The 14195-nt window shown below is 67.6% G+C and carries 16 protein-coding genes; 9 read left to right on the top strand and 7 right to left on the bottom strand.

Translation table 11 applies throughout. The features are described 5' to 3' along the window. Window positions 1-523: 523 nt before the first annotated feature. A complete protein-coding gene (locus H0P51_RS06745) occupies window positions 524-1306 on the top strand; it encodes an alpha/beta fold hydrolase (protein WP_180918787.1) in 783 nt (260 codons plus the stop codon). 2 nt (window positions 1307-1308) lie between these two features. Further along, complete coding sequence (locus H0P51_RS06740; protein ID WP_180917207.1) at window positions 1309-1611, top strand: MGMT family protein; 303 nt, start codon at window positions 1309-1311, stop codon at window positions 1609-1611. Here the strand turns inward: H0P51_RS06740 and H0P51_RS06735 are convergent. The 3 genes from H0P51_RS06735 to H0P51_RS06725 all read right to left on the bottom strand — a co-directional run bounded on the left by H0P51_RS06735 (window position 1608) and on the right by H0P51_RS06725 (window position 4797). Then, window positions 1608-2462 (bottom strand): TIGR02569 family protein, encoded by an 855-nt coding sequence (locus tag H0P51_RS06735; RefSeq protein ID WP_180917206.1) that lies wholly within the window; start codon window positions 2460-2462, stop codon window positions 1608-1610. The genes H0P51_RS06740 and H0P51_RS06735 overlap by 4 nt on opposite strands. Window positions 2463-2542: 80 nt before the next feature. After that, window positions 2543-3721, bottom strand: coding sequence for an adenylyltransferase/sulfurtransferase MoeZ (gene moeZ / locus H0P51_RS06730; RefSeq protein WP_180917205.1), 1179 nt, complete (start codon window positions 3719-3721; stop codon window positions 2543-2545). 41 nt (window positions 3722-3762) lie between these two features. After that, entirely contained in the window at window positions 3763-4797 is a 1035-nt protein-coding gene (locus H0P51_RS06725) for a DUF3152 domain-containing protein (protein WP_180917204.1), read from the bottom strand. 168 nt (window positions 4798-4965) lie between these two features. Here H0P51_RS06725 and fasR point away from each other — a divergent pair, with 168 nt between their 5' ends. Then, the gene (gene fasR / locus H0P51_RS06720) at window positions 4966-5649 is read left to right on the top strand and encodes an HTH-type transcriptional activator FasR (RefSeq protein WP_180917203.1); all 684 of its coding nucleotides are present in this window, start codon (window positions 4966-4968) and stop codon (window positions 5647-5649) included. Here fasR and H0P51_RS06715 read toward each other — a convergent pair. Then, on the bottom strand, window positions 5646-5912 hold the full coding sequence (locus tag H0P51_RS06715) for a DUF3107 domain-containing protein (protein ID WP_180917202.1): 267 nt from the start codon (window positions 5910-5912) through the stop codon (window positions 5646-5648). The two genes, fasR and H0P51_RS06715, sit on opposite strands and share 4 nt — an antisense overlap. A gap of 187 nt (window positions 5913-6099) precedes the next feature. On the opposite strand from H0P51_RS06715, the gene H0P51_RS06710 reads away from it, so the two are divergent. Continuing rightward, the gene (locus tag H0P51_RS06710; RefSeq protein WP_246398730.1) at window positions 6100-6885 is read left to right on the top strand and encodes a threonine AND proline RICH protein; all 786 of its coding nucleotides are present in this window, start codon (window positions 6100-6102) and stop codon (window positions 6883-6885) included. Here the strand turns inward: H0P51_RS06710 and H0P51_RS06705 are convergent. Further along, the gene (locus tag H0P51_RS06705; protein ID WP_180917201.1) at window positions 6882-7580 is read right to left on the bottom strand and encodes a ferritin-like fold-containing protein; all 699 of its coding nucleotides are present in this window, start codon (window positions 7578-7580) and stop codon (window positions 6882-6884) included. The two genes, H0P51_RS06710 and H0P51_RS06705, sit on opposite strands and share 4 nt — an antisense overlap. Window positions 7581-7849: 269 nt before the next feature. Between H0P51_RS06705 and H0P51_RS06700 the strand changes: the two genes are divergently transcribed. Both H0P51_RS06700 and H0P51_RS06695 read left to right on the top strand, forming a co-directional pair. Continuing rightward, window positions 7850-9382, top strand: coding sequence for a DEAD/DEAH box helicase (locus tag H0P51_RS06700; RefSeq protein ID WP_180917200.1), 1533 nt, complete (start codon window positions 7850-7852; stop codon window positions 9380-9382). A 28-nt stretch (window positions 9383-9410) separates the two neighbouring features. Next, window positions 9411-10625, top strand: a complete 1215-nt coding sequence (locus H0P51_RS06695; protein WP_180917199.1) for an Rv3212 family protein — start codon at window positions 9411-9413, stop codon at window positions 10623-10625. A gap of 7 nt (window positions 10626-10632) precedes the next feature. Here the strand turns inward: H0P51_RS06695 and H0P51_RS06690 are convergent, their stop codons facing one another. Beyond that, on the bottom strand, window positions 10633-11433 hold the full coding sequence (locus H0P51_RS06690; RefSeq protein WP_180917198.1) for a ParA family protein: 801 nt from the start codon (window positions 11431-11433) through the stop codon (window positions 10633-10635). A gap of 135 nt (window positions 11434-11568) precedes the next feature. Here H0P51_RS06690 and H0P51_RS06685 point away from each other — a divergent pair, with 135 nt between their 5' ends. Genes H0P51_RS06685 through H0P51_RS06675 form a run of 3 tightly spaced genes read left to right on the top strand, consistent with a single transcriptional unit; the run spans window position 11569 to window position 13753 of the window. After that, a complete protein-coding gene (locus H0P51_RS06685; protein ID WP_180917197.1) occupies window positions 11569-12180 on the top strand; it encodes an acid phosphatase in 612 nt (203 codons plus the stop codon). After that, window positions 12177-13274 carry an isochorismate synthase gene (locus H0P51_RS06680; protein ID WP_180917196.1) on the top strand — a complete coding sequence of 366 codons (1098 nt, stop codon included), beginning with the start codon at window positions 12177-12179 and terminating at the stop codon, window positions 13272-13274. Before H0P51_RS06685 ends, H0P51_RS06680 begins: the two co-directional genes overlap by 4 nt. Next, window positions 13271-13753, top strand: a complete 483-nt coding sequence (locus tag H0P51_RS06675) for a GNAT family N-acetyltransferase (RefSeq protein WP_180917195.1) — start codon at window positions 13271-13273, stop codon at window positions 13751-13753. The genes H0P51_RS06680 and H0P51_RS06675 overlap by 4 nt, the downstream gene beginning before the upstream one ends. On the opposite strand, the gene H0P51_RS06670 is transcribed toward H0P51_RS06675, so the two are convergent. Continuing rightward, on the bottom strand, window positions 13705-14136 hold the full coding sequence (locus tag H0P51_RS06670; RefSeq protein WP_180917194.1) for a hypothetical protein: 432 nt from the start codon (window positions 14134-14136) through the stop codon (window positions 13705-13707). The two genes, H0P51_RS06675 and H0P51_RS06670, sit on opposite strands and share 49 nt — an antisense overlap. Window positions 14137-14195: the final 59 nt, after the last annotated feature.

Genomic DNA, 14195 nt, shown 5'->3' with positions numbered 1-14195 from the left:
CGGGCATGCAACCACGGGGGTCCGACAAGTTGCCCGACCAGCTACTCCGTGCTGGAAGATGCCGTGACGACAGACCGCCGCACCCCGACGAGACACGCCGCACAGACCACTCCGAGCAGCGCCAAGAACGCCAGCAGCAACACCGATTGCGACATCGCCGCGGCAAGACACCACAGCCCGCCCCGGCCAGCTCAGTCGGCAGATCGAGCGTGGCGGTCGCCGCCAATGGTGAGGTGATGAATGCCTCACCCACACCAATTCCGATGAACGGCAACACTAATCGCCACATTGGGGTGGTCACCGTCATGTCGGCCGACAGCACAGCAGCGCGCCAGCCAATACCAAGGCCAAAGGCCACCGCCGGACCCGGAGGTACGCGACGCCAACGATGGTCCAGTGGAGCATGATCATGAAGAATCCGGCCGGAAGCGCCCACAACGCCGGCCACGCGTTACTACCAGCGCGCCAGTTCTTCAAAGAGGCCAACTCGAAAGGGCGGGTCGGTTCGGGGCATGATCGACGCGTGACCCCCGCCCTACATGTGCACCGCTTCGGCCCCCCCGGCCCGGTCCAGCTACTGGCACTGCACGGATTGACCGGGCACGGCAAGCGCTGGCAGCACTTCACCAACTACGTACCCGAAATATCGGTCGCAGCACCGGATCTCATCGGACATGGCAGGTCCACCTGGGACGCTCCGTGGAGCATCGACGCCAACGTTTCGGCGCTCGCCGCACTGCTGGATGCCGAGATACAGGCGCCTGCGCTGGTCGTCGGGCACTCCTTTGGTGGCGCGCTCGCGCTGCACCTGGCCGCGGCCCGGCCTGAGGTGGTATCCGGTTTGGTGTTGCTCGATCCGGCTATCGGGTTGGACGGCCACTGGACGGCGCAGATCGCCGAGGCGATGTTCGGCTCGCCCGATTATCCCGACCGCGCGCAGGCTTACCAGGAAAAAGCCGGCGGTTCTTGGGCGGATGTGGACTCGGCGGTACTCGAGGCCGATCTGGACGAGCATCTGGTGCCGCTGCCTAATGGACGGTACGGCTGGCGGATCTTTCTACCCGCGATGATGTCGTACTGGAGCGAGTTGGCCCGCGACCTCGTGCTGCCGCCCCCAGGGATGCCGACGACGCTGGTGCGGGCAAAGTGGACGTCACCGCCCTACGTCGGCGACGCGCTGATCGCCGGATTACGGGACCGCTTGGGGACCGATTTCGAACTCCTGGACTACGAGTGCGATCACATGGTGCCGCACGCCAAGCCCGACGACGTCGCCGCGCTGGTGCGCAAACGGTTGGCTGGCTGACCGTGGCCCGAGTCACGGACGAGCAGGTTGAACGGGTGCGTTCGCTGGTCGCTTCGATCCCGCCGGGCAGGGTGTCGACCTATGGTGACATCGCTTCTGCCGCAGCACTTTCCAGCCCTCGCATCGTCGGCTGGATCATGCGCACCGATTCCGCGGACCTGCCCTGGCACCGGGTGATCACCGCCTCCGGACGGCCCGCCCGGCATCTGACCACCCGGCAGCTGGAGCTGCTGCGGGCGGAAGGGGTGTTGTCGGTTGACGGCCGGATCGCGCTGAGCGAGGTCCGCTACGAGTTCGACGGTTAGAGGATCATCCGGATCATTGCCGCGGTGCGGGCCAGACCCGGAAACGCCTCGGCGGTGGACCTGGGATGCAGGGCGTGCACCGCAAGCCGGAAGATCAACGCGCGCAACAACATCTGCGGCCACTCCGGCAGCGCACTCCACCGTTCGATGAGCCCGTCGTCGGCTTCACCCCACGACAACGCGTCGACGACGACAACCCCGGCCGCCCAGGATGCCGGCCGCCAGTACGGCGTGATGTCGGTGATGCCCGGCGGCGCGGTGCCGGCGAAAAGCACCGTGCCGTAGAGATCACCGTGCACCAGTTGATTGGGGCTGCGGGTCGGCTTGCGCAGCGTGGCAAGTTGATTGATCAGCTCGACGGAACGCGCGGCGTCGGCCGACGGCGGCGCGGTGCGCGCTCCGGGCGGGACCGACTGCAGCGGGCGCTCTTCCCACGCGGCACGGTCAGCCGCGATGAACACGTCGACGTCGGCCCACGGCGCGGTGGGTCCCTGAGTCAGGAAGCGGGGGCGCTCCAGCTTGCCGGTGGCTTCATGCAGCCGCACCGCGGCCGAGACCACCTCGTCGTGGCGGGCCTCGGGGGTGCCCGCAACGAAGGTGTCAGCTCTCCAGCCAGAGACCACGTAACGGCCATCCGTGGACCGGACCGGCCGGGCCAAGCGCACACCGTCGACGAATAATGTCTCACGAACCCGCGCCGACCACGTGGCACGCGCATTGTCGGCCACCATGGACAGCACGACCTCGCCGCACCGCCAGCCGCCCTCCCACGCATCGCCCAATGGGGCGGGCTGCACCCCGTGCAAACCGAACGCCGTCAGCACGTGCTCGGGCGGCGGCTCGACGGTCACAGCGGTCAGCCTAGTAGAGCGGTCGCGACGAGCGGCGCAATGGCCGATCGTGTTCGCCCCGGGGAACGGGCGCGGTCAGATCAGTACATGAGCATGTCGGGCTCCACCTGCTTGGCCCATGCCACAATCCCGCCCTGCAGGTGAACCGCGTCAGAGAAGCCGGCCCGTTTTACCGCGGCCAGTGCCTCTGCAGAGCGGACCCCACTCTTGCAGTACAGGACCGCAACCCGGTCCCGCGGCAACTGAGCCAGCCCTTCCCCCGAGATGATCGACGACTTGGGCACCAGCTGGGCACCCTCGATGTGCGCGATGTCCCACTCGACCTGCTCGCGAACGTCGATCAAAGCCAGCTTCCTACCCGAGTCCAGCATCGCGCGCAGCTCGGCGGGAGTGATCGCCGAACCGGCGGCAGCGTCTGCGGCATCTTCCGGGACCAGGCCGCAAAACTGCTCGTAGTCAACGAGTTCGGTGATCTTCGGCGACGAGGGGTCCTTGCGGATCCGGATCGTGCGATAGCTCATCTGAAGCGCGTCGTAGATCATCAGGCGCCCCAGCAGCGTCTCGCCGATTCCGGTGATCAGTTTGATCGCCTCGGTGCTCATCACCGACGCGATCGAGGCGCAGATGACGCCCAGCACACCGCCTTCGGCGCAAGACGGCACCAGGCCCGGCGGCGGTGGCTGCGGGTAGAGGTCGCGGTAGTTCAACCCGAGGCCATCCGGCGCGTCTTCCCAGAACACCGACACCTGGCCCTCGAACCGGTAGATCGACCCCCATACGTAGGGCTTGCCGGCAACTATGGCGGCGTCATTGACCAGATAGCGGGTGGCGAAGTTATCGGTGCCGTCCACGATCAGGTCGTACCCCTCGAACAGCTCGACCGCGTTGTCGGGCTCCAGCCGCAGCTCGTGCAGTTGCACCTCGACGAACGGGTTGATCGCCGCGATCGAGTCGCGCGCCGACCGAGCCTTGGAGTGGCCGACGTCGGCGGTGCCGTGGATGATCTGGCGTTGCAGGTTGGACTCGTCGACGACATCGAACTCGAGGATCCCGATGGTGCCGACCCCGGCGGCGGCCAGGTACAGCAAGGTCGGCGACCCGAGGCCGCCGGCGCCAATCACCAGTACCCGCGCGTTCTTCAGCCGCTTCTGCCCGTCTACGCCCAGCTCGGGAAGGATGAGGTGGCGGCTGTAGCGGGCCACCTCATCGCGGCTCAGCGCGGCGGCGGGTTCGACCAGCGGCGGCAACGATGGCGTCACACCACCGAGGTTAGGCGCAGCCTCGGGCGGGCAGCGATGATTCAGGCGATCGGGAACGGCCAAGGGTTGAATCGGCACGTCTTGCCGTCGGGCTTGACCTGGTCGGGGTCGAACTTTGCGCCGTCGTTGTTGGCAGTGGAGAACGTCTGCTGCATCATCACCGGCGCGAGCCCGCCCTGTTGTTCGCAGGGCTCGTGGCGCACGTACCCGATGGCGTGGCCGACTTCGTGGTTGACCACGTACTGACGGTAGGAGCCCACGTCGCCCTCGAAGGGAACCGCTCCGCGCACCCAGCGCGCCTCGTTGATGAATACGCGGGATTCTCGGTCGGGCCCGTATGAGGGGTTGTAGCACGAGGTCTCCAGCGGAAACTCGTAACCACATCCCACCCGCACGGTCATCGGCGATACCAACGACACCCGGAAGTCGGGTTTGCCCCCAGCGGCACCGTCGATGCGGACGAACGCGAATTGCGGGTTGTGCGTCCAGCTTTTCGGGTTGTCCAGCGTCTGGTCGACCATCTGCGCGAAAGCGTCGTCACCGCCGTACATGGTGGGGTCCAGGCCGTTCTCGACCTCCACGGTGTAACGGAACACCTTGGCGGTCCCCTGTCCGATCTGCGGTGTGGTGCCCGGGATCACTCGCCACGTCTTGTCACCCGCTTGGGTGAACGGCCCGCCCTCCGGCAGCGTGCCGGTCGGCAGGTTGGCGTCGAAAGCGGCCAGGCCACGCGGCGGTGTATCGAGGATCGACGTACCGACCGCGCCGATGGTGGGGGGATCCTTGTGGGTCGATTGCGCTGCCGGCTTGGGGCTGCCGGCACCGGCGACCGTCTGATACGCCACCACCAGCGTGATCACTGTCAAAAACGGCAGCGCGTACGCCCGCCAGCCGTAGGTGGTCACGAACCGCCCGAGCCACGACTGCTTGCGCCATTGCCGTGGCCGATCACGGTCAGCACGGACGCGGCCGGCGTTCTGGCCGAGCGGGTCGCGTTGAGCCCGCAGCGGCTCGCGCCAGTCGTCACGCAACACAGGCACGCGACCTGTGTCGCGGGCAGGCCGCGGGGACGTCATTTCCCCAGGATGGCACAACGGCACCTGGCAGCCCGCCCTGGCGCGCCCGAAAAGCCGGATAGCACGGGTTCCGGTCGACGCGACAACGCAGGTTGTAATCTGCTTGCAAATTACGGTGCGGCCGCGGGGATGGCAAAATGGGCACACCGCCGACCAGATTGAGGACCGATGAGCGATCTCGCCAAGGCAGCGCCGCGACGCGCTGTCAGGTCGGCCGAAGGTGTTCGGCCGGGAGACGCCGCGCCCTCGAACCGTCGGGGAAACCGGCTGCCGCGTGATGAGCGCCGCGGCCAGCTACTGGTGGTCGCCAGTGACGTCTTCGTCGACCGCGGCTACCACGCCGCCGGGATGGACGAGATCGCGGATCGCGCAGGGGTCAGCAAGCCGGTTCTTTACCAACACTTTTCGAGCAAGCTGGAACTGTATCTGGCGGTGCTGAATCGGCATGTGGACAACTTGGTCTCCGGCGTGCAGCAGGCGTTGGACAGGACGACCGACAACAGGCGGCGATTGCACTCGGCCGTGCAGGCGTTTTTCGACTTCATCGAGCACGACAGCCAGGGGTACCGCCTGATCTTCGAGAACGACTACGTCACCGAGCCGGAGGTGGCGGCGCAGGTGCGGGTGGCCACCGAATCGTGCATCGACGCGGTATTCGCCCTGATCGCCGAGGACTCCGGGCTGGATCCGCATCGCGCCCGGATGATCGCGGTGGGCCTAGTCGGCATGAGCGTGGACAGCGCGCGCTACTGGCTGGACTCCGATAAGCCGATCTCGAAGTCGGACGCCGTCGATGGCACCGTGCAGTTCGCCTGGGGCGGACTATCGCACGTGCCGCTGGCCCGCTCCTAGCTTTCTGAGGCTTTGGCGGCCTTGGCCGCGGAGTCTGCAACGATCCCGAAGCCGACCCGGCGTGAGTCGGCGGCACCGATCTCGACGTAGGCAATCTTGTCCGCGTTGACCAGGTAACGGCGGCCGCGTTCGTCGGTCAGACTCAGCAGTCCCGAGTCTTCGTGCAATGCCGCGCCGACCAACTCTTCGACCTCGGCAGGCGTCTGCGCGCTGGAGAACACCAGTTCGCGCGCACTTTGCGTGATACCGATCTTGACCTCCACAGGGCCCCTTCCGTTGGCTTTCCGATCGCAGGCGTGTCAGCAGCAGGCTAATGGACGCCAGCCCACGACGTGCCGCCCCGCCCCCGGCTGGTGGTTCGCGCTTAGCGAAACGAACACGTCACAATTCGGTCTAACCTTTGCCAACACCTGGTCCGACGCCGAATCCACGCCTACGAGTCTCAGTAACATCGGCAACATCGGTACCATACGTAACACCCTCTACGACATCGTCCGAGACCTCGAGGACTTCTCGGAGGCTAAAGGCCGCCCAGCTCCCGAAGGCTACGAAGACGATTACGAGTACGGCTACACCGACGACGTAGCCGACACCGACAGCTGGGCGCACGACAGCTATGACGACGAAGACTGGGCCTGGCCGGCCAATCGTCGCTGGCGCCCGATCGCCCTGTTCTTCGGCGCCGTCATCGCTATCGGCGCGATCGCGACCGCCGTCATCATCAACAGCGGCGACAGCGCAACCACCAAGGCCACTGTCGGTGCGCCGGCACCGCGGACAGTGATTTCCACCACACCACACAGCCCGGCCCCACCGAGCATGACGCCAAGCACACCACCCACCACCGCACGGACACCGCTGCCTCCGGAGACGGTCACCACCCTGACGCCGCCCAGCAATGTGCCCACCCGCATTCCCACCGCCGCACCCGTTCCCCCTGCCACGCCCCCGGGCGCCGCTCTGAGTCCACGCGCGATCGTCTACACCGTGACCGGTACCAAGCAGCTCTTCGACCTGGTGAACATCGCGTACACGGACGCGCGGGGCTTCCCGGTGACGGAGTTCAACGTGGCGCTGCCGTGGACGAAGGTCGTCGTGCTCAACCCTGGCGTGCAGACCGAGTCGGTTATCGCGACAAGCATCTACGGCCAGCTGAATTGCTCGATCGTCAACGCCCAAGGACAGCTGGTCAAGGCGTCGGCCAACAACTCGTCGATCGCCACCTGCACCCGCTAAGAGCTGAGGCCCAGCTCCCGCATTCGCTGGTCGTGCGTCCGCTGCAGCCGCTCGAAAAACGTACCGAGCTGCCCCAGACCGCCACTGCCCGACACCACCAGGTCGACCAGCTCGTCGTGGTCGGCCAGCAGAAACTGGGCCTGGGTAATCGCCTCCCCGAGCAGCCGGCGAGCCCACAATGCCAGCCGGCTGCGCTGCTTGCCGCTGGATGTCACCGCGGCACGCACCTCGGCGACGACGAACTGGGAGTGCCCGGTCTCCGACAGTGCCGCCCGTACCACGTCGGCGACCTCGTCGGGCAGCCCGCCGGCGATCTCGAGATAGAGGTCAGCGGCCAAGGCGTCGCCGACGTAGGTCTTAACCAAGGCTTCCAGCCAGGTACTCGGGGTGGTCAGCCGGTGGTAGTTCTCCAGTGCCGAGACGTACTTCGACATCGCCGCGACGACGTCCACACCCCGGCTTTCCAGCGCGTCGCGTAGCAGCTCGTAATGCGCCATCTCGGCGGCGGCGATGCTGGCCATAGAGATCCGGCCCTGCAGGTTGGGCGCCATCCGCGCCTCGTCGGTCAGCCGGTAAAACGCCGCCACCTCGCCATACGCGAGCACTGCGAAAAGCTCGTTGACACCGGGGTGATCGGCTGACAGCCGCGGCCTGGGCGACTCCGCCAACTCGTCGGCGGATGGGGGCGGTGGCATGGGCAACACTCTAGTAGGGAGTCGTCGAACCCACTGGGTCCCACTAAGCGGCCAGGTATGATGGCTAATTGGTAGTGGCTGAATCTGTGCTGCCACCGCCCAAGAAATGTGCGTGCACGTAGCCGCCCGCTGACGATCGAAGCCGATGCGGGCCGGCGACCGGGCCCGGCGACATAGTCGGAATCGGAACTCGTGCGCGCGTGAACCGCGACACAGAGAAGTACCGATTCAACCTCGACTACTGTCACCGAAAGGCTCTCCAACCGCGTATGACCGCACTCGAAAACAACGCTGAAGCTACCCCCAAACCAGGATTTGCCGACCTTGGCGTCCGCGACGAAATTGTCCGCGCGCTGGCCGAGAAGGGCATCGAGACTCCCTTCGCCATCCAGGAATTGACCCTGCCGCTGGCGCTCGACGGGGAGGACGTGATCGGCCAGGCCCGCACCGGCATGGGCAAGACCTTCGGGTTCGGCGTGCCGCTGCTGCAGCGCGTCACCTCCGAAACCGCTGCACGACCGCTGACCGGCGCCCCGCGCGCCCTGGTGGTCGTACCGACCCGCGAGTTGTGCCTGCAGGTCACCGGCGACCTGGCTACCGCGGCCAAGTACTTGACCGCTACCACCGACGACGGCGGCCAGCGGCCACTCTCGGTGATCTCCATCTACGGCGGCCGCGCCTACGAGCCGCAGATCGAGGCGCTGCAGAAAGGCGCCGACGTAGTGATCGGCACACCCGGCCGGTTACTCGACCTGTGCCAGCAAGGCCACCTGCAACTCGGCGGTTTGTCGGTCCTGGTGCTCGACGAGGCGGACGAGATGCTGGATCTGGGCTTCTTGCCCGATATCGAGCGCATCCTGCGGCAGATCCCCGCCGACCGACAGTCGATGCTGTTCTCGGCGACCATGCCCGACCCGATCATCACGCTGGCGCGCACCTTCATGACCCAGCCCACCCACATCCGGGCCGAGGCGCCGCATTCGCTGGCAGTGCACGACACCACCGAGCAGTTCGTCTACCGCGCCCACGCGCTGGACAAAGTGGAACTGGTCAGCCGGATCCTGCAAGCCGGCGGCCGCGGTGCGACCATGATCTTCACCCGGACCAAGCGCACGGCTCAGAAGGTGGCCGACGAGCTCAACGAACGTGGGTTCGCCGTCGGCGCCGTCCACGGCGACCTCGGCCAGATCGCGCGCGAGAAGGCGCTCAAAGCGTTCCGCTCCGGTGACATCAACGTGCTGGTCGCCACCGACGTGGCGGCCCGCGGCATCGATATCGACGATGTCACCCACGTCGTGAACTACCAGTGCCCCGAGGACGAGAAGATGTACGTCCACCGCATCGGGCGTACCGGCCGCGCCGGCCGTACCGGCGTCGCGGTCACCCTGGTGGACTGGGACGAGCTGGAACGCTGGACGATGATCGACAAGGCGCTGGGATTGGGTTCGCCCCACCCGCCCGAGACGTACTCCAATTCGCCACACCTGTACTCCGAGCTGTCCATCCCGGCCGACGCCGGCGGCACCGTCGGCGAACCACGCAAGGCACCGGCCAAGCGTCGCGAAGCCAGCAGCAGCGACGGTGCAACCAGCCGTCCGGCGCGTCGCACCGACCGGCGCCAGCGCACCCGCGGCGGCAAACCGGTGACCAGCCACCCCGTCAACCCGGCCGCCACCGGCGATTCCGCGTCGGAGGCGGGTGGCGCTGCGGCTGCGACTGCCGGTACGGGTTCGGCGAGCAGTTCGGCCCGCCGGCGCCGGCGCCGGCGCAAGCCGGTAGACGCCGCCCCGGCAGCCAACTGACACGCTCAACCGAGGCGAACGCAACTCAATGGTCCGACCCGAGCGGCGCACCAGGGGCGACATGCTGGCTGCTGCGGCGATCGCCGTCGCCATCGGCGTAGCTGCCTCGCTCATCTGGTGGACGAGCGACGCCCGGGCCACCATCAGTCGGCCCGCGTCCGCACCCGTCGCGACGCCGGCCACAGCGCGGGAGGTCCCGGCCGCACTGCACCAACTCTGGTCCGCGCCCAGTCCGGCCACCCGTGTTCCGGTGGTGGTCGGTGGGGTCGTGGTCACCGCCGGCGGCCGCCTGATGGAGGGCCGCGACCCGGGCACCGGACAGCCGGTGTGGAGCTACTCACGCGACACAGACCTGTGCGGGGTGACCTGGGTGTACCACTATGCGGTCGCGGTCTACCGGGACGATCGTGGTTGCGGCCAGGTCAGCACCATTGACGGCGCAACCGGGCGCCGCGGCCCCGCCCGCAGCAGCTACGCCGATCCGCGGGTACGCCTATCCGCCGACGGCACCACCGTGCTGTCGGCGGGCAGCACCAGGCTGGAGATGTGGCGCTCGGACATGGTCCGGATGATGGCTTACGGCGAAATCGACGCCCGAGTTAAGCCATCGGCGCGCGGCCTGCACTCCGGTTGCACGCTCGAATCGGCGACGGCCAGTTCGTCGCAGGTGGCGGTGCTGGAGTCCTGCGAAAATCAGGCCGACATGCGGTTGGTGTTGTTGCGTCCCGGCAAGGAGGACGACGAGCCCCAGCAGCAAGTGGTGGTCGAGCCCGGGTTGCGTCCGGGCACCGGTGCCCGGGTGGTGGTGGTTTCGCAGAACCGCACCGCGGTATATCTGCCGTCCCCGCAGCCGCACGTCGACGTGCTGGACGAAACCGGCACCACGGTGGCGAGCACGCTGCTGCCCGCGCCGCCGTCGGCGTCTGCGGTGGCGTCGACTACCGGCAGCCTTGTGACCTGGTGGACGGGAGACTCGCTGCTCGTGTTCGATGCCGGCACCCTCACCGTGCGCTACACCATCGCCGCGGGAGAAACCGCGGTGCCGCTGGGGCCAGGCGTGACGATGGCCGGCCAGCTGCTGGTACCGGTCACCGGCGCTATCGGGGTGTACGACCCGGTCAACGGCGAAGCCAGCCGCTACATACCCGTCGAGCGGCAACCCAGCGCGGCACCCGTCATCCCGGCGGTATTGGGTTCCAGGCTGATGGAGCAGCGGGGCGACACCCTGGTGGCGCTGGGCTGAAGCCCGGTCAGTACTCGACGGCGAAGGTGGGCAGTGGCTTGCCGGTCTTCCAGTGCTTGAGCAGGGCCGTCGCCAGCTCGCGGTACGCCACTCCGCCCTTGTTCTTGCGGCCGGCCAGCACCGACGAGCCCGACGCGCTGGCCTCGGCGAAACGCACGGTCCGCGGAATCGGCGGCGCCAGCACCGGCAGCTCATAGCGGTCGGCGACGTCGAGCAGCACGTCACGGGTGTGAGTGGTCCGCGAGTCGTACAGCGTGGGCAGCGCGCCCAGCAACCGCAGGTCCGGGTTGGTGATCTGCTGGACGTCGGCGACGGTGCGCAGGAACTGACCCACGCCGCGGTGTGCCAGCGTCTCGCACTGCAACGGCACCATGACCTCGTTGGCGGCGGTGAGCCCATTGAGGGTGAGCACTCCCAGCGACGGCGGACAGTCGATGATCACCACGTCGAAGTTGTCGGCGATCTTGGCCAGCGCCCGTTTGAGTGCGTATTCCCGCCCGGCCCGCATCAGCAGCATCGCTTCGGCACCGGCCAAATCGATGTTGGCCGGCAGCAGAGTCATCCCCTCGGCCGTGGTGACCAACGCGGTGCTCGGTTCGACCTCTCCCAGCAGCACCTCGTGCACGGAGACATGCAATTTGTCGGGGTCCTGACCGAGGGAGAATGTCAGACATCCTTGCGGATCCAGGTCAACGAGCAGCACCCGTTTTCCCATGTCCACCATCGCCGCACCGAGCGAGGCGACCGTCGTCGTCTTGGCCACACCACCCTTCTGGTTGGCCACCGCCAGCACGCGCAACTCACTCACCAGCGTCGCTCCTCCTTGTCACTTCGCTCCGCATCGTCGCCGACGCGGTCACGGTGCCCATCCTGGCACGTACCCGGTGGCACCGGTCGGGTGGCGCACCGGGCCGGCGTCGGCGTCTCGGGCAGAATCGCTGGCATGGGGGTCGCAAAGCACCGGCTGCTGTTGCTGCGTCACGGTGAGACCGAGTGGTCGAAGTCCGGCCGGCACACCGGGCACACCGACATCGAGCTGACCGAGGCCGGCCGGGAGCAGGCCGAATTCGCCGGCGTCGTTCTCGGCGAACTCGGCCTGGACGATCCCCTGGTTATCTGCAGCCCGCGACGTCGCACCCTGGTCACTGCCGACCTGGCGGGGCTGATCATCGATCAGGTCACGCCGCTGCTAGCGGAGTGGGACTACGGCGACTACGAGGGGCTGACCACACCGCAGATCCACGAGTCCGACCCGGATTGGCTGGTGTGGACACACGGCTGTCCCGGCGGCGAAACCATCGCGCAGGTCAGCGATCGAGCCGACCACGCCATCGCCTTGGCATTGGAGAACATGCAATCGCGGGATGTGCTGTTCGTCAGCCACGGCCACTTCTCCCGCGCTGTGATCACCCGGTGGGTGCAGCTTCCGGTGACTGAGGGGTCACGCTTCGGCATGCCCACCGCGACCATCGCGATCTGCGGGTTCGAACACGGCATCCGTCAGCTCAGTCAGCTCGGACTGAGCTGTCATCCGCGACCGATCGCATCCGCGTGAACCCCGAACCGGCGTTTGCGCTGACCGGAGCGCGCGGGACCCTGATCGCTGACCGAGCTAGGGAACACTATCGCGATATCACAGCCGCGCAAACCGCGCTGCGGTCGGGAAGCGCGCCAATAGTATTGGGCGCGTTGCCTTTCGACTTATCCCAGCCGGTCGCGCTGCTGGTTCCGGAAACGCTGCGGCGCCTCAACTTACTGCCGGACTGGCCCACCGGGCCCCTGCCGGCGGTGCGTGCGGAGGTGGCCATCCCGGCGCTTGCCGAGCACCGGGCCCGGATCAGCCGGGCCCGCGATCAGCTGGCCGCACCGGACAATCCCTTGCACAAGGTGGTGCTAGCGCGGGCCTTGAGGTTGCGCGCCGAAGCACCGCTGGACGGCCGCGTCGTACTGCGCAGGCTCATCGCCGCCGACCCCACCGCATACGGCTATCTGGTGGACCTGAGCGCGGCCGGTGCGGACTACCGCGGCGCCGCCCTGGTGGGCGCCAGCCCCGAATTGCTGGTCGCGCGCGCCGGGGATCGCGTGGTGTGCCGGCCCTTCGCCGGATCGGCGCCACGGTCGCCCGACCCGGACACCGATGCCGCCAACGGGGCAGCGCTGGCCGCTTCGGCCAAGGACCGCCACGAGCACCGGTTGGTGATCGATACCATGCGCGCCGCGCTGGAGCCGTTGTGCGATGAGCTGACCATTGCCGACGGGCCGCAGCTGAGTCGCACCGCGGCGGTCTGGCATCTGTGCACCCCGGTGATCGGACGGCTACGCGATACCTCAACTACCGCAATAGATTTGGCACTCGCCCTGCACCCCACCCCCGCGGTCGGCGGTGTTCCGACCGAGGCTGCGACGAAGCTGATCGCCGCCCTGGAGGGTGACCGGGGCTTCTATGCCGGCGCAGTGGGCTGGTGCGACGCGGCCGGCGACGGCGACTGGGTGGTGTCGATCCGTTGCGCACAGCTGTCGCCCGACCGCCGATCAGCATTGGCTCACGCGGGCGGCGGGATCGTCGCCGAATCCGACCCGGACAGCGAAGTCGACGAGACCACAACGAAATTCGCGACCATACTGAACGCACTGGAGGTCCAGCAGTGACGCCGAGCACCCGCCGCGCCCGACCGGGCGACGTCGCCGACATCACCGCCATGATCCATGAGCTGGCCGAGTTCGAGGAAGCCGCTCCACAGTGCTCGGTCACTGAAAACCAAATAACAGCAGCACTTTTCGAAAACGAGCCAACGTTGCGGGGGCATGTCAGCACGGTCGGGAGCCAGATCGCTGCCATGGCGCTGTGGTTCCTGAACTTCTCCACCTGGGACGGTGTGGCCGGCATCTATCTCGAAGACCTCTATGTGCGGCCCGACTTCCGGCGCCGCGGCCTAGCCCGCGGTTTGCTGTCGGCGCTGGCCGGCGAATGCTTGGCCAACGGCTATTCGCGGCTGTCCTGGGCGGTGCTGAACTGGAACGCCGACGCTATCGCCCTCTACGACGGCGTCGGTGGGCGGCCGCAGCGGGAGTGGACGACCTACCGGGTGTCTGGACCCGAATTGGTCGCGCTGGCCGAGCCGCGCTGACCGCCGCCCGCGGCCCATCGCACCGCCGACGCGCTGAACAGCAGGCCCAGCACGGTCAGCGCCAGCAACCCGACCGGGACACCCAACAGCGGCCGGTGCGAACCCACCGCCAGATACCATGCCACCGGCAGCAGCAAGAGCTGGGTGAACACGGCCAGCCCGCGTCCCCAGCGACGGCCCGTCACCAGCGCGTATCCGCCGGCCAGCACCGCGCCGCCGCAAACCACGAACCAGCCCGCGGTGCCCAATCCGTTGACGACATGCTGGTCGGCACCCGCCAGACCACGGATCACCAAAGTCACCGCGATCGCCAACGCCGCGATCCCCTGTGCCGCGACGATGAATCCGGCGCGCCGGACAGCAGAGGGAGCTCGAACGGTCACGGCGCCAGCGTAGTCAACCGGACCCAACCCCGGCCCGCGTGGAGCGGAAGGGACCGCCG

Origin of the sequence: Mycobacterium vicinigordonae, from assembly GCF_013466425.1 — a bacterium.
GTDB classification, from domain to species: Bacteria; Actinomycetota; Actinomycetes; order Mycobacteriales; family Mycobacteriaceae; genus Mycobacterium; species Mycobacterium vicinigordonae.
The sequence above is the reverse complement of the archived record's forward strand: the minus strand, read 5'-3'. Positions and strand labels throughout refer to the sequence as shown.